General features: G+C 68.6%; 10 protein-coding genes and 3 pseudogenes. 5 read left to right on the forward strand and 8 right to left on the reverse strand.

What is annotated here, in order from left to right; translation table 11 throughout:
• Position 1: 1 nt before the first annotated feature.
• The 3 genes and pseudogenes from OJJOAM_RS09225 to OJJOAM_RS09235 all read right to left on the reverse strand — a co-directional run bounded on the left by OJJOAM_RS09225 (position 2) and on the right by OJJOAM_RS09235 (position 3975).
• Positions 2 to 1219: an efflux RND transporter periplasmic adaptor subunit gene (locus tag OJJOAM_RS09225; RefSeq protein ID WP_422647781.1), complete on the reverse strand. Its 1218-nt coding sequence runs from the start codon at positions 1217 to 1219 to the stop codon at positions 2 to 4.
• A gap of 375 nt (positions 1220 to 1594) precedes the next feature.
• Positions 1595 to 2782: an MFS transporter gene (locus OJJOAM_RS09230; protein ID WP_422647782.1), complete on the reverse strand. Its 1188-nt coding sequence runs from the start codon at positions 2780 to 2782 to the stop codon at positions 1595 to 1597.
• 169 nt (positions 2783 to 2951) lie between these two features.
• Positions 2952 to 3975: pseudogene (locus OJJOAM_RS09235) on the reverse strand (D-2-hydroxyacid dehydrogenase family protein).
• Between the two features lie 674 nt (positions 3976 to 4649).
• On the opposite strand from OJJOAM_RS09235, the gene OJJOAM_RS09240 reads away from it, so the two are divergent.
• Positions 4650 to 6506 (forward strand): phosphoenolpyruvate carboxykinase (GTP), encoded by a 1857-nt coding sequence (locus tag OJJOAM_RS09240; protein WP_422647783.1) that lies wholly within the window; start codon positions 4650 to 4652, stop codon positions 6504 to 6506.
• Positions 6507 to 6652: 146 nt separating this feature from the next.
• Here OJJOAM_RS09240 and OJJOAM_RS09245 read toward each other — a convergent pair whose 3' ends face one another.
• Together OJJOAM_RS09245 and OJJOAM_RS09250 are read right to left on the reverse strand one after the other, a co-directional pair.
• The gene (locus tag OJJOAM_RS09245; RefSeq protein ID WP_422649549.1) at positions 6653 to 7327 is read right to left on the reverse strand and encodes a response regulator; all 675 of its coding nucleotides are present in this window, start codon (positions 7325 to 7327) and stop codon (positions 6653 to 6655) included.
• Between the two features lie 90 nt (positions 7328 to 7417).
• Positions 7418 to 8764, reverse strand: a pseudogene (locus OJJOAM_RS09250) (cache domain-containing protein); the annotation flags it as partial.
• A gap of 425 nt (positions 8765 to 9189) precedes the next feature.
• Here OJJOAM_RS09250 and OJJOAM_RS09255 point away from each other — a divergent pair.
• From OJJOAM_RS09255 to OJJOAM_RS09265, 3 genes are all read left to right on the forward strand, one after another.
• Positions 9190 to 11262: a carbon starvation CstA family protein gene (locus OJJOAM_RS09255; protein WP_422647784.1), complete on the forward strand. Its 2073-nt coding sequence runs from the start codon at positions 9190 to 9192 to the stop codon at positions 11260 to 11262.
• Positions 11263 to 11325: 63 nt separating this feature from the next.
• Positions 11326 to 11529 (forward strand): YbdD/YjiX family protein, encoded by a 204-nt coding sequence (locus OJJOAM_RS09260; RefSeq protein ID WP_006579436.1) that lies wholly within the window; start codon positions 11326 to 11328, stop codon positions 11527 to 11529.
• A gap of 270 nt (positions 11530 to 11799) precedes the next feature.
• The gene (locus tag OJJOAM_RS09265; RefSeq protein ID WP_149317426.1) at positions 11800 to 12282 is read left to right on the forward strand and encodes a hypothetical protein; all 483 of its coding nucleotides are present in this window, start codon (positions 11800 to 11802) and stop codon (positions 12280 to 12282) included.
• A 366-nt stretch (positions 12283 to 12648) separates the two neighbouring features.
• Here the strand turns inward: OJJOAM_RS09265 and OJJOAM_RS09270 are convergent, their stop codons facing one another.
• Positions 12649 to 12915 (reverse strand): hypothetical protein, encoded by a 267-nt coding sequence (locus OJJOAM_RS09270; RefSeq protein WP_422647785.1) that lies wholly within the window; start codon positions 12913 to 12915, stop codon positions 12649 to 12651.
• Positions 12916 to 13108: 193 nt separating this feature from the next.
• Between OJJOAM_RS09270 and OJJOAM_RS09275 the strand changes: the two genes are divergently transcribed.
• A complete protein-coding gene (locus OJJOAM_RS09275; RefSeq protein WP_422647786.1) occupies positions 13109 to 14065 on the forward strand; it encodes a LysR family transcriptional regulator in 957 nt (318 codons plus the stop codon).
• A gap of 111 nt (positions 14066 to 14176) precedes the next feature.
• On the opposite strand, the pseudogene OJJOAM_RS09280 reads toward OJJOAM_RS09275, so the two are convergent.
• Both OJJOAM_RS09280 and OJJOAM_RS09285 read right to left on the reverse strand, forming a co-directional pair.
• A pseudogene (locus OJJOAM_RS09280) lies at positions 14177 to 16856 on the reverse strand (DNA topoisomerase III).
• Between the two features lie 202 nt (positions 16857 to 17058).
• Positions 17059 to 17484 carry a thioredoxin family protein gene (locus OJJOAM_RS09285; RefSeq protein WP_422647787.1) on the reverse strand — a complete coding sequence of 142 codons (426 nt, stop codon included), beginning with the start codon at positions 17482 to 17484 and terminating at the stop codon, positions 17059 to 17061.
• Between the last annotated feature and the right edge of the window lie 120 nt (positions 17485 to 17604).

Genomic DNA, 17604 nt, shown 5'->3' on the forward strand with positions numbered 1-17604 from the left:
GTCAGTGCTTCCCGGGGACCGGCGCCGCGGCTGGTGCGCTCGCCTCGCGCACCGCGCTGCCCGGGCGCAGGTTCTGCACGCCCTCGACCACCACGCGCGTGCCGGCCGGCACGCCTTCGACCACCGCCGCGGCGGCGGTTGCCGCCAGCATCTTCACCGGCATCGCGCGGACCTTGCCGTCGGCCTGCACCGCGTAGACGAAGCGGCCTTCGGGTCCGGTCACCACTGACTGCGGCGGCACCGACACCACGCCGGTCAGCGTCTGCACCACCGCCTCGACGCGCGCATAGGTGCCGGGCCACAGGCGCTGCGCCTCGTTGTCGAACTGCGCCTTGACGCGGATGGTGCCGTATTGCGGGTCGACGGTGTTGTCGACGAAGGTGATGCGGCCCTGCACCGGCTCGGGATTGCCGTCGTTGGGCTGCGCTTTCACCGGCACCGGGCCGCCGCGCAGCGCATCGCGCAGCGCGGCAAGCTGGCGCTCGGGCAGCGTGAAGGTGACGGCGATCGGCTGGATCTGCGCGATCGTCACCATCGGCTGGGCCGCGGTCGGCAGCACCAGCGAACCGGGGAAGACGTTGATCACGCCGGTGCGGCCGCTGATGGTGGCGCGGATCGCGCCGTAGCTAACCGCGACGCGGCCGGCCTCGATCGCGGCCTGGTCGGCGCGTACCGTGGCCTCCAGCGCATCGACCTTGGCGCGCGCGGTATCGACGGCGCTGCGCGAGATGAAGTTGCGCGCGACCAGTTCCTCGCTGCGCGCCAGCGAGCGGCGGGCGTCGGCCAGGTCGGCCTGGTCGCGCAGCAGCTGCGCGCGGGCGCGGGCCAGGTTGGCCTCGTCCATGCGGGTGTCGAGCGAGAACAGCAGATCGCCGGGCTTGACGGTCTGGCCTTCGCGGATATGGACGGTGCGGACGGTGCTGGAGACCTGCGGGCGGACCTCGACGGTAGACAGCGCCGTCACGTTGCCGTTGACGCTGACCTGCAGCGGCACGTCGCCCTGGCGCGCCAGCGCGGTGGTCACCGCCACCGGGGCCGGTCCCTGCGCCTGCGGCTTGGCGGCGAACCATGTCTTCCAGCCGAACCAGCCGGCCCCCGCCAGCAGGACGACCAATGCCAGCGCCAGCCAGGGCGACACACGACTTCTGCCGGTACCCATGGCCTGGCTCCAGTTGCTTTCGACGAAGCCCTTGGCCTGGTCGATACCCTTCGATTTCATGCGAGGACCCTCTGCTGCGCCGCGCTGTGATGCGCGTGTTCGCTCCCGTTTGTCGCCGTGCCCATCCGGACGGCCGCCGCCGGCTTCTGGGAACCGGTGGGCGGCCGGCCGCCCCCAGTGGTACCGCCATGGCGCCGTATCTGGCAAGCGTTGGCAGACGCGTCCGTATTACAAACGATTACAGGGGAGGGGCCGTCTTTGTATCAGGGAACAAACATTAGCAGAAAACGGGCCTGCCGGGCCGGCCGCCAGGGGCACGGGTGGCTGCGGGCCGTGCGCCGCGGCACCGAAGAGGTACGTGAAACGGGTACGCGACCGAGTACGCGACCGGGTACGCAAGGACCGCGCGCCAGGCCGGCGCGCTCTGGCCGACGCTCAGGCCAGCGCCTTCAGGCCTGCTGCGGCGCCTGCCGGCGCAGCCAGCGGCAGCCGAGAGCACGGGCTCGCCCGGACAGCAGCAGGGCGCCGAGCATCAGCGCGGCCGCGCCCCCAGTGCAGCGCGTGCGCGCCGGCGGTGGCGTAGATCGCCGCGCCGACCATCGCGCCGATCGCCTGGCCCAGGTAGATCGAGGAGGAATTGAGCGAGATCGACACCGCCGCCCGCTCCGGCGCGAGCGCCACCAGCCGCGCCTGCTGCGCGCTGTTGGTGGCGAAGCCGCCCACGCCCCACAGCATGAAGATCAGCACCAGCGCGACCGCGCCGACGCCGGTCAGCGGCCACAGCAGCATCGCCGCCAGCGAGGTGCCCAGCGCGACGTGCACCACGCGCCCCGGCGTGGCCCGGTCCATGCGCGCGGCCGCGACCACGTTGCCGAGCACGCCGCAGGCGCCGTAGGCCAGGAACATCAGGCTCAGCGCGCCGCCGCTGACGCCATGGACGTCGCGCAGCATCGGCGCGATATAGGTGAACATCGTGAACATGCCGGCCGAGGACACCATCGTCACGCCGACCACCATCAGCAGCGGGGTATGGCGCAGCACCGCCCCCCAGGCCGCGCGGCCCACCGGCGCCACCATCAGCCCGCGCGGCAGCACGCGCCACAGCGCGAGGGCCACGCCCAGCGCCATCACGCCGACCACGCCCATGCTGACGCGCCAGCCCAGCGTGGTGCTGATCCAGGTGCCCATCGGCACGCCGACCACGCTGGCCACGCTCCAGCCGAGGAAGACGAAGCTGATCGCCCGGCCGCGCAGCTTCGCGTCGACCAGCAGCGGCAGCGTGGCGGCGGCCTGCGGGGTATAGATCGCGGCGCCGATCGCCGTGACGAAGCGCAGCACCACCAGCGTGCCGAAGTTCGGCGCCAGCGCCGAGGCCAGATGCAGCACGCCATAGAGCGCGAGGGCGCCCACCAGCAGCAGCCGGCGGTCGATGCGCGAACCGAGCGTGGCAAACAGCGGCGCGCCGACGCAGCAGGCCAGCGCGAAGGCGGAGATCAGCTGGCCGGCGGTGGCGGCGCTCAAATGGAAATCGCCGGCGATGTCGTTCAGCATGCCGGTGACGATCATCGCGCCGGTGCCGATGACGAAATTGCCGACGCATAGCGTCAGAAGCCTGGGATCCATGATGGGGGCGCGTGCGGGGGAGTCGGGCCCGCGAGGCCGCGGGCGGTCGCGGGGCGGCCCGCGAAATCCCGGCAGTGTAGCGGTTTTGCGCCGATCGGGTCGGGCGCCCCCGCAGCCGCGGGCGCGGGGGGAGCGAGGCGGGCCGGTCCCCGCCGGGGCGGGCTGCGCCCTAGCGCGTCAGTGCGGGCGTCAGCGCCTTGGGATTGACTACGCTGCCGTGCTCGCCGGACAGCACGTCGAGGATGTTCTGGAACGCGGTGCGGAAATACAGCTCGTAGCTGTCGCGCTCGACGTAGCCCAGATGCGGCGTGCAGATGCAGTTCTCCATCCGCAGCAGCGCGTGGCCCTGCAGGATCGGCTCGGACTCGAACACGTCGACCGCCGCCATGCCGGGCCGGCCGCGGTTCAGCGCCGCCACCAGCGCGTTTTCCTCGACCAGCTCGGCGCGGCTGGTGTTGACGAACAGCGCGGTCGGCTTCATCGAGGTCAGGTCGGCAAGCTTGACGATATGGCGCGTCTCGTCGTTCAGCCGCAGCAGCAGCGACAGCACGTCGCTGTCGGCGAACAGCTGCTCCCTGGACTCGGCCACCGCGAAGCCGTCCTCGCGCGCGGCCGTCTGCGAGCGCTCGCGGCCCCACACCAGCACGTTCATGCCGAAGGCGCGGCCATAGCCGGCCACCAGGCGGCCGATCTTGCCGTAGCCCCAGATGCCCAGCGTCTGCCCCTTGAGCACCTGGCCAAGCCCGAAATTGGGCGGCATCGTGGTCGATTTCAGACCCGACTGCTGCCAGGCGCCGTGCTTCAGGCTGGCGACGTACTGCGGGATCCGCCGCTGCGCCGCCATGATCAGCGCCCAGGTCAGCTCGGCCGGGGCGACCGGCGAACCGACGCCTTCGAGCACCACCACGCCGCGGTCGGTGCAGGCGTCGACGTCGATATGGCTGCCCACCCCCGCCGACCCGGCCGGTCTGGCTGATGATCTTGAGCTTGGGCAGCTTCTCCAGCAGCTGGCGCGTGATGCGGGTGCGCTCGCGGATCAGCACCACGGCTTCGACATCGGACAGACGCGCCGCCAGCTGGCCCACGCCCTTGACGGTGTTGTTGAACACCTTGACGTCATGCCCCTGCAGCAGCTGGAAGCAGGCCAGCTTGCGCACGGCATCCTGGTAGTCGTCGAGAACGGCAATTTTCATCGTCGGATTCGGTGAGGCGGTTCGATGAGGCGATTTGGTCAGGCGGTTCGGTCGACCGCGGTGAGCGGCCGATGCCAGGCCGCGGAGCAATTGACGCCGCAACCCGGTTGGTACGCGTGCCCACAGACCGGCATGTCCGTGGCCAGTAAGGTGGGCCACCAACGTGCTGCGACAAGCCATGGCGACACGGCCTTCCGACCGATTTTCGCGCCCGCCGCTTGCTGCAGAGCAAAAAACGGAGGACGACAGCGGTGGTATCCTTGCCGCCTTCGGTGACGTCCCGGATTGTCGGTCGAGCTTCGCTCCCGCAGCCGGTTTGTCGCCGGACAAAGCTTGACTGGCACCCGCTGCGACACGTCCGCGGGAAAACCGCCACTGTAGCGCAGCCGCAAGGCCCCCCGCGATCGATTCACCACAGGATCGCGCCGGACTTGTAACGGGATGTGACGGTCCCGAGCAGCCGTGGTCGGCGACCGACCACCCTGCGGACGCCATGCGGGCAGAACGCCCGCCCCACATGCGGAACCGCTTTCACAAGAAGTGGTCCCTCAAGCATGCGGCGCATGGCACGCGCTCCCGTCGACCCCGCGTTGACCCGGCTGTTTGACGATATTCAGAGCGCGGCCCCGGGCCAGGCTTTGCCAAAGATTTCTTTTTTGCTTTGGAGTACCACCATGAACCACCCCACCATGCAAGGCACACCGGCGCTGAACGTTCCGGCCTGGGTCAAGCACCAGAAGCTGGTCGCCTGGGTCGCCGAGATCGCCGCGCTGACCAAGCCCGACAGCATCTACTGGTGCGACGGCTCGCAGGAGGAATACGACCGCCTGTGCGAGCAGATGGTCGCCGCCGGCACGATGAAGCGGCTCAACCCCGCCAAGCGCAAGAACTCCTTCCTCGCCCTGTCGGACCCCTCCGATGTCGCGCGCGTCGAGGACCGTACCTTCATCTGCTCGCAGAAGCAGGAGGACGCCGGCCCCACCAACAACTGGATGCCGCCGGCCGAAATGCGCCAGACCCTGAGCGGGCTGTTCGATGGCTGCATGCGCGGCCGCACGCTGTACGTGGTGCCGTTCTCGATGGGGCCGCTCGGTTCGCCGATCGCCCACATCGGCGTGGAGCTGTCCGACAGCCCGTACGTCGCCGTCAACATGCGGATCATGACCCGCATGGGCCGCGCCGTGTACGACGTGCTGGGCGCCGACGGCGAGTTCGTGCCGTGCGTGCATACCGTCGGCAAGCCGCTGGCGGCCGGCGAGAAGGACGTGCCGTGGCCGTGCAACCCGACCAAGTACATCGTCCACTTCCCCGAGACCCGCGAGATCTGGTCGTTCGGCTCGGGCTACGGCGGCAACGCGCTGCTGGGCAAGAAGTGCTTCGCGCTGCGGATCGCCTCGACCATGGGCCGCGACGAGGGCTGGCTGGCCGAACACATGCTGATCCTCGGCGTGACCTCGCCCGAGGGCAAGAAGTACCACGTCGCGGCGGCCTTCCCGTCGGCCTGCGGCAAGACCAACTTCGCGATGCTGATTCCGCCCAAGGGCTTCGAGGGCTGGAAGGTCACCACCATCGGCGACGACATCGCCTGGATCAAGCCGGGCAAGGACGGCCGCCTGTACGCGATCAACCCGGAAGCCGGCTACTTCGGCGTGGCCCCGGGCACCAGCGAGAAGACCAACTTCAACGCGATGGCGACGCTGAAGGAAAACGTCATCTTCACCAACGTCGCGCTGACCGATGACGGCGACGTCTGGTGGGAAGGCATGACCAAGGAAGCGCCGGCCCACCTGATCGACTGGCAGGGCAAGGACTGGACGCCGGAGATCGCCAAACAGACCGGCGCCAAGGCCGCGCACCCGAACGCGCGCTTCACCGCGCCGGCGTCGCAGTGCCCGTCGATCGACGCGAACTGGGACAACCCGGCCGGCGTGCCGATCGACGCCTTCATCTTCGGCGGCCGCCGCTCGACCACGGTGCCGCTGGTGACCGAAGCCCGCAACTGGACCGAAGGCGTCTACATGGCCGCCACCATGGGCTCGGAAACCACCGCCGCGGCCGCGGGCCAGCAGGGCGTGGTGCGCCGCGACCCGTTCGCGATGCTGCCGTTCTGCGGCTACAACATGAGCGACTACTTCGGCCACTGGCTGGCGCTGGGCAAGAAGCTCGAGGCCGCCGGCGCCAAGCTGCCGAAGATCTACTGCGTCAACTGGTTCCGCAAGGACGAGGCCGGCAACTTCGTGTGGCCGGGCTTCGGCGAGAACATGCGCGTGCTGTCGTGGATGATCGACCGCGTCGAAGGCCGCGGCCAGGGCACCGAGCACGTGTTCGGCACCTCGCCGCGCTACGAGGACCTGCGCTGGGAGGGCCTGGACTTCTCGCCGGAGCAGTTCCAGAAGGTCACCTCGATCGATCGCGCCGCCTGGGAACAGGAACTGGCGCTGCACGAAGAGCTGTTCACCCAGCTCAAGCACCATCTGCCGCAGGCGCTGTCCGAAACCAAGGACGCGCTGGCCAAGCGGCTGGCGGCTTGATGCGGTAGTGCCGCACGTCGCGCTTGCCATCGGCGGGCGCGACGGCAAAAAATGGAGCCCTCGCGTTCTTGTGCGCGAGGGCTTTTTTCGTCCGGCGTTTTTGCTCGACTGGCCAGCCCGGGCGCCATCAACGCTTCGCCTTCGCCTCACCCGCCATTCGCTTCACCCCCCAACTGCTCCACCGCATACTTGACCAGGCCCGCGCGGCCCTCGATGCCGAGCTTGCGCTTGAGGTTCAGCCGATGCGTCTCCACCGTGCGCACCGACACGCCGAGGGACGCGGCGATTTCCTTGTTGGCCAAGCCCCGGCCGATGCCGTTCAGGATGTCGCGTTCGCGCGGGGTCAGCGCATCGAGCGGATGGGCGGCCGGGCCTTCCTCGATCATGCGCCGCGCGATGCGGGCGCTGTAGAACACGCGGCCGGCCAGCACCGCGTCGATCGCGGCCAGCAGTTCGTCGGCCGGGGCGTCCTTGAGGACGTAGCCGCGCGCGCCCGCGCGCATCGCCTGCCGCACGTATTCGAGGTTGTCGTGCATCGACAGCATCAGCACCGCGATCTCGGGATGGCGCTGGTGCAGCGCGTCGGCCAGCGCGATGCCGCCCATGCCGCGCATGCCGATATCGGTGATCAACAGGTCCGGCAGCGCTTCCGGTGAGCGGCCGGCCAGCCACGTCAGCGCCGCTTCGCCATCGTCGGCCTCGCCGACCACGGTCAGGCCCGGCTGCAGGGCCAGATGCATGCGCATGCCGTCGCGCACCAGCGTGTGGTCGTCGACCAGCAGCACGCGCGCAGGACGGTACGGTTCGGTGAAGGAACTCATCGGGACAGCGGGGGAAGAGTGGGACGGAGCGCCCGGCGGCGCGTCCGCCGTCCTGGCGAGCGCCCGGGTGTCGGGCACGAACGCCGAGGCCGGCAGATACGCCCGCAGGCGCGTGCCGACCGGCGCGGAGTCGATATCGAATTCGCCGCCCAGGCTGGCGATGCGCTCGCGCAGATTGCGCAGGCCGATGCCGCCGCGCGGGTCGCGCTGCACGCGCTCCAGATCGAAGCCGCTGCCGTCGTCCTGCACCACCAGCGCGACGCCCGACTCGGCATACGACAGCGTCAGCTCGACCCGCCGCGCATTGGCGTGGCGCTCGACATTGGTCAGCGCCTCCTGCGCGATGCGGTACAGCGCGGTGGCCGCCTCGTCCGACAGCGGCCGAGGCACGCCGTGGCAGTCGATATCGATCTTCAGTCCGCTCGCGCCCTGCATCTCGCGCGCCAGATGCTGCAGCGCGGCCTGCAGGCCCAGATCGTCGAGCAGCGCCGGACGCAGATTGCGGGCGACGCGCCGCACCTCGTTGAACACCGTCTCCAGCCGGTTCAGCGCCATGCCGAGCACCGGCGCCACCGCGCCGCCGTCGGTCGGCGCCTGCGCGAGCCGGTTCAGCGCCGTCTCGAGCACCAGCTTGACTGACACCAGCAGCTGGCTGACGCCGTCATGCAGCTCGCGCGACAGTCGCGCGCGTTCGTCCTCCTGCGAGCGCACCACGCGCTGCGCCAGCTGGCGCAGCTTGGCGTCGGCCTCGCGATGCTCGCTGATGTTCAGCGCCAGCCCGCCCGCGCCGACCAGCAGGATGCTGATCGCGGCGATCGCGCCGATCCACGCCAGCGTGGCGCGGATATCGGTCTCGGCGCGCTTGTCGAGCTCGCGCAGCGTGCGTTCGACGTCGTCCAGATAGATGCCGGTGCCCAGCATCCAGCCCCATTCCGGCACCGCCACCACATAGCCGAGCTTGGGCGCCAGCTGCCGCGTCGACGGCTTCTCCCAGCGATAGCGCACCGCGCCGCCGCCCGAGCGCGCCGCCGCGATCAGTTGCTGGATCGGCAGCGCGCCCTCGGGATCGCGCAGGTCCCACAGGTCCCGGCCGATCAGGTCCGGCTGGCGCGGATGCATCAGGTTGCGGCCGTTCAGGTCGTACAGGAAGAAGTAGCCGTCCGGGCCGTAGTCCAGCCCGGCAAGCGCCTGCATCGCGGCCTGCCGCGTGGCCTCGTCGTTGCGCCCGGACTTGACCAGCGGCGCGATCGCGCTCTGCGCCAGCTGCACGTAGTGGCGCAGCTCGGTTTCCTTGCTTTGCAGATAGGCGGCCTCGACCAGCGCGCGCTCGTGGCGGACCAGCGCGGTGGCCTGATAGTGCACCGCCAGCGCGATGCCCAGCATGGCGATCGCCAGCGGCGCGACCGCGAGCAGCAGAATCTTCTGGCGGAGTTTCATCGTGACCAGGGTAAACACGGATGCCTGGGAAGCGGCCTCTGACCGTCCCGTTGCGTAGTACTACGCAGGATCGCTGCGTAGTTACGCGCTTGTGCCTCGATTGGCGGGTGTCAATACTACACGCCGACGCGCGACCGGCCCCAGGCTGGCGCGGCGTCATTCGCAACGGGATACGCCAGTGCCCCGCACCGGCGTATCGCCCCGCCTGCCAGACAAGATCCGGACCGGAAGTCGAGGGACCGGGCGCCGCTGACATCTGTGCTGACGTTCGCGCTGACGTCCGCGCGGAAATCTGGAGACAGCTTGCCCCCGATCACCCGCCATTCGCCGCCCGCCGGCGCGCGTGCCACCGTGCGCGCCGATCGGTCCACCGGCCCTTGTCCCCGTGCGGGCTTTGTTCCATGTGGTCTGAGGAGACCTTCACTATGAATCGCATCGGGCAACACCTGATGTGGCTGGCCGTCGCCGTGCTCGGCGCGTTTGCCTTCGCCACCGTTGCACTGTCGCGCGGCGAAGCCGTCAGTGCCTTGTGGATCGTGGTCGCCGCGATCTGCATCTATCTGATCGCTTACCGCTACTACAGCCGCTTCATTGCCGACAAGGTGATGCAGCTGGACCCCAAACGGATGACGCCGGCCTGGCGCCATAACGACGGCCTCGACTACGTGCCGACCAACAAGGCGGTGCTGTTCGGCCACCACTTCGCCGCGATCGCCGGCGCCGGACCGCTGGTCGGACCGGTGCTCGCCGCGCAGATGGGCTACATGCCCGGCATGCTGTGGATCCTGGCCGGCGTGGTGTTCGCCGGCGCGGTGCAGGACTTCATGGTGCTGTTCATCTCGACCCGCCGCGACGGCCGCTCGCTGGGCGACCTGGTCAAGGCCGAGATGGGCACGGTGCCCGGCATGATCGCGCTGTTCGGCTGCTTCATGATCATGATCATCATCCTCGCCGTGCTGGCGCTGATCGTGGTCAAGGCGCTGGCCGATTCGCCGTGGGGCACCTTCACGGTGGCGGTGACGATCCCGATCGCGCTGTTCATGGGCATCTACACCCGCTACATCCGCCCGGGCCGCATCGGCGAGGTGTCGGTGATCGGCTTCGTGCTGCTGATGCTCGCCATCGTCGGCGGCCAGTACGTGCACGAGAGCGCCACGCTGGCGCCGCTGTTCACCTTCGATGGCAAGGCGCTGACCTGGATGCTGATCGGCTACGGCTTCGTCGCCGCGGTGCTGCCGGTGTGGCTGCTGCTGGCCCCGCGCGACTACCTGTCGACCTTCCTGAAGATCGGCACCATCATCGCGCTGGCGGTCGGCATCCTGATCGTCGCGCCGGAACTGAAGATGCCCGCCTTCACGCAGTTCGCCGAGGGCGGCGGCCCGGTCTGGTCGGGCAACCTGTTCCCGTTCCTGTTCATCACCATCGCCTGCGGCGCGGTGTCGGGTTTCCACGCGCTGATCTCGTCGGGCACCACGCCCAAGCTGCTGGAGAACGAGACCCACGCGCGCTTCATCGGCTACGGCGCGATGCTGGCCGAGTCCTTCGTCGCGATCATGGCGCTGGTGGCCGCCTCGGTGATCGAGCCGGGCGTCTACTTCGCGATGAACAGCCCGGCCGCCGCGATCGGCACCACGCCCGAGGCCGTGGCCCAGGCGGTGTCGAACTGGGGCTTCGTGATCACGCCCGACGTGCTGGTGCAGACGGCCAAGGACGTCGGCGAGAACACCATCATCTCGCGCGCCGGCGGCGCGCCGACGCTGGCGGTGGGCATCGCCCACATCCTGCACCAGGTGATCGGCGGCCAGGCGATGATGGCGTTCTGGTACCACTTCGCCATCCTGTTCGAGGCGCTGTTCATCCTGACCGCCGTCGACGCGGGCACCCGCGCCGGCCGCTTCATGCTGCAGGACCTGCTGGGCAGCTTCGTGCCGTCGATGCGCCGTACCGACTCGCTGCCGGCCAACCTGATCGCGACGGCGCTGTGCGTCGGCGCCTGGGGCTACTTCCTGTACCAGGGCGTGGTCGATCCGCTGGGCGGCATCAACACGCTGTGGCCGCTGTTCGGCATCTCGAACCAGATGCTGGCCGCGGTGGCGCTGGTGCTGGGCACCTGCGTGCTGGTCAAGATGAAGCGCGGCCGCTACGCGTGGGTCACGCTGCTGCCGACCGTCTGGCTGCTGATCTGCACGCTGACCGCGGGCTGGCAGAAGCTGTTCCATGCCGACCCGAAGATCGGCTTCCTCTCCCACGCCAGCAAGTTCAGCGACGCGATCGCCCAGGGCACGGTGCTGGCGCCGGCCAAGACGATGGAGCAGATGCACCGCATCGTGTTCAACGACTACCTGGACGCGGGCCTGTGCGCGCTGTTCATGGCGGTGGTGCTGTCGATCGTCTATTACGGCCTGCGTACCGGCCTGCGCGCCGGCGCCCAGGCACGGCCGACCGCGCACGAGACGCCGTTCGAGCCGCTGCCGGCGGCCGCTTCGGCGCAGCGCTGAGCCAGGCGCGGAAGCCGACGCCGAACGCCGTAACGTCAAACCCCACGCAGAGGAAGGAACGCCATGCTGGATCCGCTAAACAAGATGGGCCAAATGGGCCGCTACCTGGGCCAGTCGCTGCGGCTGATGGTCGGGCTGCCCGACTACCAGACCTATGTGGCCCATATGGAGAGCACGCATCCGGACCGGGAGCCGATGAGCTACGAGGAGTTCTTCCGCGAGCGGCAGGAGGCGCGTTACGGCGGCGGGCAGGGCAAGTGCTGCTGAACTGCCGAGCTGTCGGGCTGCCGGGCTGCCGGGCTGCTGAGCTGCCGGGCCCGCTCCCGGGGCGGGCGGGAAGCGGGCCTCGTTGATTTGGCGCGGCGACCGGTTCCCCGCCTTCGGCAAGACCACAAGCTGTCAACACTTCAAAGGCTGCCCACGGGCAGCCTTTGTTGCGTTTCTGCAGCATTAATAAAGGCTTACAGGCAGTTACAGCAATGTCCGTGCCCAAAATCTACACTTGCATCACAGTTTGGCAACCAGAGGAAAAACACTATGTCTCGCCGACTCGTTCGCAATATGACCGTGGCCCTCGCCCTGGCGGCATCGACGACGCTGCCTGCATTCGCGAGCGACATGAATAACGCACTGGGTGGCGCCCTCGGCGGCGTCGCCGGTGCAGCCGTCGGAGGCGCGCTGGGCGGCTCCACCGGCGCCGTGATCGGCGGCGCGGTGGGCGGTGGCGCCGGCGGCGCGATCAGCTCGAATCGCCGCGAGCGCACCGGCGCCATCCTGGGCGGCGCGCTGGGCGGCGGTGCGGGTACGGCGGCGGGCAACGCGATGGGCGGCCGGACCGGCGGCCTGGTCGGCGCGGCCCTGGGCGGCGGCGCAGGCGCGGCGCTGGGCGGCAATATCTCGCGCAGCAACTCGTACGCCGACGACCGCGACCGGTACTACCGCGATCGCCACTACAAGAAGAGCAAGTACAAGAACAAGCACCGCTACCACCGCCGCGGCCATCGTGACTGGGACGATTGATGGCGGATTGATGCAGTGACAGCCAGTTCGACGGGCCGCGCAAGCGGCCCGTTTTGTTTTGGGCGGTCGGTGTCGGGCGCCTCGGGTGCTCGGGCGCTAGGGCTCGGACGCTCGGACGCTCGGACGCTCGGGCGGTGGGGCGGTGGGGCGGTGGGGCGGTGGGGGGGTGAGGCGCCAGGGCGGGCGCGCCGTCAGGCGGCGGGCGATTGCTGTTTGGATGGCCGGTGTACGGCCGACCAGTCGATCCCCATCATCCCGCCGCAAGCCGGCAGCGAAGTCGAGGCCGTAAAACGACGATGCCCGTGCGCGAGGCACGAGCATCGGGGCACCAGGCAGACCGCCGAAGCGGTCCGGCAGCCGGCGTGGTTACTTCGCGGCGCCTTCGGTGAAGACGTCGAACTTGCCTTGGCGGGCACCTTCGCTGAACACGTCGAACTTGCCTTGGCGGGCGCCTTCGCTGAACACGTCGAACTGGCCCTGGCGAGAGCCTTCGGTAAATACGTCGGTCTGGCCGACCTTCGCGCCGTCGGTGTACGGGTCGAACTTGCCGGCCTTGGCGAACGCCGGGGCGGCGGTCAGGGTGGCCACGAGGGCGGTGGCGACGGCGGTCAGGGCGAAGCGAGAGATCGTCATGATGTGTCCTTTTTTCTGTTTGGGAGGACGTCCGCGCCGGCGGGGTTTCGCTGCAGTGCGGCATCCGATGGCTGCATATTAGGCATTTCCCTTATATGAATAAACATTACCGCACACAATGATTAGTTCTATAAAGAACAACAAAAACCCCAAGCTGTGGAAAAATGGGGGAAGAAAAAAGGGAGACTGTGCAATGGATCGGCTGCAATCGATGCGCGTGTTCGCCAAGGTGGTCGAACTCGGCAGCTTCGCCCGTGCGGCGCAGCAACTGGAAATGTCCAACGCGGTGGTGACCCGCTATGTCGCGGACCTGGAGAGCCATCTGGGCACGCGGCTGCTGAACCGGACCACCCGCAGCCTGTCGCTGACCGATGCCGGCGAAACCTATCTGCAGCGCTGCCAGCAGATCCTGGAGGACGTCGAGGAGGCCGAATCGGTGGTGACCGCGCGCAGCCAGTCGCTGTCCGGCACGCTGCGGATCGTCACGCCAGTGATGTTCGGGTTACATTTGCTGCCCGACATGCTGGCGCGCTTCCAGCAGATGTATCCCGACGTGGTGTTCGATGTGCTGCTGTCGGACCGCAGCATCGATATCGTCGAGGAGGGCCGGGACGTCGGCATCGTGCTGTCCGACCTGGGGCTCGGCTCGCATCTGGTGGCGCGGCCGCTACTGTCCGCGGAAGTGATCCTGTGCGCCTCACCCGGTTATCTGCGGGCGCATGCGCCGCTGCGCCATGCCCATGAACTGACGCAGCATCGCTGCATCGCCATGCGGCTGACCAATGCCGAGCACGCCTGGACGCTGTCCGGTCCCGAAGGCGAGGTGACCGTGCCGATCCGGCCCGGCCTGGTCTGCAGCAATGCCGAACTGGCGCACCAGGCGGCACTGGCCGATCTCGGCATCGCGATGCTGTCGTCGTATCTGGCCCGGCCCAGCATCGAGGCCGGGCTGCTCGAGCACATCCTGCCGCAATACCAGCTGCCGCGCCGCGACATCAGCGTGGTCTACCCGAGCCGCAAATTCCTGCCGACCAAGGCGCGGGCCTTCATCGACTTCCTGCTGGAAGAGGGGAAGAAGAAGAGCGCGGATGGAGCGGGTGGGACGGCGGCAGCGGCGGCCGTCGCCGCGGGCAATCACGCGGCAAGTTAGCCGAAGAAATCCAAGAGCTCCAAAGAACTCCGAAGAACCCGGAAGAACGCGGGCCGACGCAGCGGCACGCGCGGGACCGAGGCCGGCGTGCGCCCGCCTCGGTCCTGCGCCTTATTCGCTGGCGCTCGCGGCCGTCTTGGCGCGGGCGGTCTTCTTGGCGGGAGTCTTGCTGGCCGCCTTGGCCGCGACCTTGGTGCCGGCCTTGGCGGCGGTCTTGGCCGCCGTCTTGCTCGCCGGCTTGCCGGCCGCCACGCCCGGCTCGCCAGCCTCGGCGGTCTTCGCAGCCGACTTGGCCGCGGTCTTGCCGGCTGCCGTCTTGGCGCCCGGCTTCGGCTCGCGCACCTCGAACTCGAAACCGATCTTGCCGTCCGGCTGCTTGACCAGATAGGCCTTGAAGTTGCGGCCGGTACGCGAGGACTTGAAGCCGGTCAGCAGGTCCGTGCGGCCCTGGTCGAGCAGCTTGCCGATCTGCTCGCGCGAGATCTCCTGCTGCAGGATGATCTTGCCGGTGGTGAAGTCGCACGACTTGGGCGACCCGACCGCGTTCTCGCAGACGTACTTCATGCCGTGCTCGAACACCGAGCCGCTGCACTTCGGGCAGGTGCCGACCGGCTCCTGCCCGCTGAAATCGACCGGCTCGCCGTCGTTCTCGTCCTCGTTCTGGCCGAAGTCGAACTCCATCTTGTAGTTGCCGTCGTCGTCGCGCGCCAGCTTCAGGATCGCGGCGAAGGGGCGCCCCATCTTGCTGCGGAAGCCCTGCAGCGGCCCGATCTCCTTGTCGCGCAGCAGCGTCTCGACCTCGTCGATCTCGAACTGCCGGCCACCGGGGATCTTGCTGATCGAGAAATCGCACGCGGTGCAGGCGAAGCGGCGGTAATTCTCCTTGACCTGGCCGCCGCATTGCGGACACGGCGTCTGCAGCGTCGCGTAGTCGCCGGGGATGGTGTCGCTGTCGTATTCCTTGGCGCGCTTGACGATCTGCTGCGTCATCTGCGCGATCTCGCGCATGAATTCGTCGCGCTTGAGCCGGCCGCGCTCGATCTGCGCCAGCTTGTGCTCCCACTCGCCGGTCAGCTCGGCCTGCGTCAGCTCCTGGACGCCGAGGCCGCGCAGCAGCGTCATCAGCTGGAACGCCTTGGCGGTCGGAATCAGCTCGCGGCCCTCGCGCACCAGGTATTTCTCGGTCAGCAGCCCTTCGATGATGGCCGCGCGCGTCGCCGGCGTGCCCAGGCCCTTGCCGGCCATCGCCTCGCGCAGCGCGTCGTCGTCGACCAGCTTGCCGGCGCCTTCCATCGCCGACAGCAGCGTCGCTTCGTTGTAGCGCGCCGGCGGCTTGGTGGTCAGCCCGACCGGCTCGACCTTGTCGGTGCGGACCTTCTCGTCCTTGCCCACCGGCACCAGGTTGGCGTCGTCGCCCTGCGCCTCGCGGCCGTAGACCACCAGCCAGCCCGGATTGACCAGCACCTTGCCTTCGGTCTTGAAGTGGTGGCCGGCGACCTCGGTGATCCGCGTGGTCACCTGGTATTCGGCGGCCGGGAAGAACACCGACAGGAAGCGGCGCACCACCAGGTCGTACAGCTTCTGCTCGGGCTCGGACAGGTTCTTCGGCGCCTGCAGCGTCGGGATGATGGCGAAGTGATCGCTGATCTTGCTGTTGTCGAAGATCCGCTTGTTCGGCTTGATCCAGCCGCTGGCCAGGATCTTCCTGGCATGCGGCAGATAGTTCGGCGAGCTGTCGGCCAGCATGTCCATCGTCTGCTGGACCGTGCCCATGTAGTCCTCGGGCAGCGCGCGCGAATCGGTACGCGGGTAGGTCAGCACCTTGTGCTTTTCATACAGCGCCTGCGCCAGGCCCAGCGTGTTCTTGGCCGAGAAGCCGAAGCGCGAGTTGGCCTCGCGCTGCAGGCTGGTCAGGTCGAACAGCGCCGGCGACAGCTGCGTCGAGGGCTTGGATTCCTCGGTGACCGTGCCGGGCTTGTCGCGGCACGCGGCGACGATGCTCTTGGCCTCGGCCTCGCTCCACAGCCGCGACTCGCGCGCCTCGGGATCGAACTCGTTCTTCTTGAACTTCGGGTCGAACCAGCGGCCCTCGTACAGGCCGGCCGCGGCGATGAATTCGGCGCGCACTTCCCAGTAGTCGCGCGGCACGAAGTGTTTGATCTTCTCCTCGCGCTCGACCACGATCGAGAGCGTCGGGGTCTGCACCCGGCCTACGGTCGTCAGGAAGAAACCGCCGCCCTTGCTGTTGAAGGCGGTCATCGCACGGGTGCCGTTGATGCCGACCAGCCAGTCCGCCTCCGAGCGGCAGCGCGCGGCGTCGGCCAGCGGCAGCATCTCGGCGTCCTCGCGCAGGCTGGCGAAGCCGTCGCGGATCGCCTGCGGCGTCATCGACTGCAGCCACAGGCGCTGCACCGGCTGCTTGGCCTTGGCCTGCTGCGCGATCAGCCGGAAGATCAGCTCACCCTCGCGCCCCGCGTCACAGGCGTTGATCAGGCGGGTGACGTCCTTGCGCTTGATCAGCCGGTTCAACACCTTCAGTCGCGACTCGGTCTTGGCGATCGGGCGCAGGTCGAAGTGGGGCGGGATCACCGGCAGGTTGGCGAAGCTCCACTTGCCGCGCTTGACCTCGTATTCGTCCGGCGCGGCGATTTCCACCAGGTGGCCGACCGCCGACGAGAGCACATAGTCGTCGCTCTCGTAATACTCGTCATGCTTGGTAAAGCCCCCCGAGCGCACGGGCGATATCGGCCGCGACCGATGGCTTTTCCGCGATGATGAGAGCTTTGGACATGGGTGAGAATCCTTGCCGGCCGCCCCTTGGCGGACCGCGTTTGGCACAGCACTAATATGTAAACAGCACACTTGAGGCCCCCCTGGGGCCATGAGGCGCCAATAATAAGCGGGGTATTGACAACGGTGCAAGGCGAGTTCCATCCCCGCCTTCGCGCGTCGTCCCCGGCCCCAACGCGCTCCGGAGCCGGCCCCGGCGGGCTTCAAACGCCGCTTTCTCCCTGCTGTGACCGGCCCGATCCGTCAGGATTCAACCAGTCGAGCAGATCCGGCGGCGGTTCTCCGCCGGCCGGCATGGCCGCGCCGCGGCTCAGCAGCCGGGCCAGCGTGTCGGCGTGGGGCAGCAATGTGCCATAGAACTGCGGCGCCCCGCCGGCGGCGTCCTGCACCAGCACGGTCGGGAAGTTCTCGATATCGATGTCGCCCAGCGCGTCGGCATGCGTCTCGATGTCGATCCAGACGAAGCAATCGCCCGGATGGCGCGCCGCCTGCTCGCGCCAGACCGCCAGATAGTCGCGGCAGGTGCCGCACCACTCGGCGCACAGGCACGCCACCAGGCGACCCTCGGGGTGTGCCCGCAGCGCCGCCGCTATCGCGGCCGCATCGCGTTCGGGAAAGTAAACGGCCATCGGTCATCCAAAACATGAGCCTTGCATGCGCTTGATCGAGCACGTCACCAGCGACCTGACGGACACCGTAACAAGCGCCTGATCGGGCACGAGGAACGGCGATTGTAGCGATTCCGGCCG

The organism is Cupriavidus sp. H18C1 (genome assembly GCF_049311595.1).
In the GTDB taxonomy this organism is placed as follows: Bacteria; Pseudomonadota; Gammaproteobacteria; order Burkholderiales; family Burkholderiaceae; genus Cupriavidus; species Cupriavidus cauae.

What these genes read in the sequence shown, in the direction of transcription:
- OJJOAM_RS09230 (WP_422647782.1), bottom strand. Translation starts at nt 2,782, where the DNA reads ATGGATCCCAGGCTTCTGACGCTATGCGTCGGCAATTTCGTCATCGGC.
- OJJOAM_RS09240 (WP_422647783.1), top strand. Translation starts at nt 4,650, where the DNA reads ATGAACCACCCCACCATGCAAGGCACACCGGCGCTGAACGTTCCGGCC.
- OJJOAM_RS09260 (WP_006579436.1), top strand. Translation starts at nt 11,326, where the DNA reads ATGCTGGATCCGCTAAACAAGATGGGCCAAATGGGCCGCTACCTGGGC.
- OJJOAM_RS09245 (WP_422649549.1), bottom strand. Translation starts at nt 7,327, where the DNA reads ATGAGTTCCTTCACCGAACCGTACCGTCCTGCGCGCGTGCTGCTGGTC.
- OJJOAM_RS09265 (WP_149317426.1), top strand. Translation starts at nt 11,800, where the DNA reads ATGTCTCGCCGACTCGTTCGCAATATGACCGTGGCCCTCGCCCTGGCG.
- OJJOAM_RS09270 (WP_422647785.1), bottom strand. Translation starts at nt 12,915, where the DNA reads ATGACGATCTCTCGCTTCGCCCTGACCGCCGTCGCCACCGCCCTCGTG.
- OJJOAM_RS09285 (WP_422647787.1), bottom strand. Translation starts at nt 17,484, where the DNA reads ATGGCCGTTTACTTTCCCGAACGCGATGCGGCCGCGATAGCGGCGGCG.
- OJJOAM_RS09275 (WP_422647786.1), top strand. Translation starts at nt 13,109, where the DNA reads ATGGATCGGCTGCAATCGATGCGCGTGTTCGCCAAGGTGGTCGAACTC.
- OJJOAM_RS09225 (WP_422647781.1), bottom strand. Translation starts at nt 1,219, where the DNA reads ATGAAATCGAAGGGTATCGACCAGGCCAAGGGCTTCGTCGAAAGCAAC.
- OJJOAM_RS09255 (WP_422647784.1), top strand. Translation starts at nt 9,190, where the DNA reads ATGAATCGCATCGGGCAACACCTGATGTGGCTGGCCGTCGCCGTGCTC.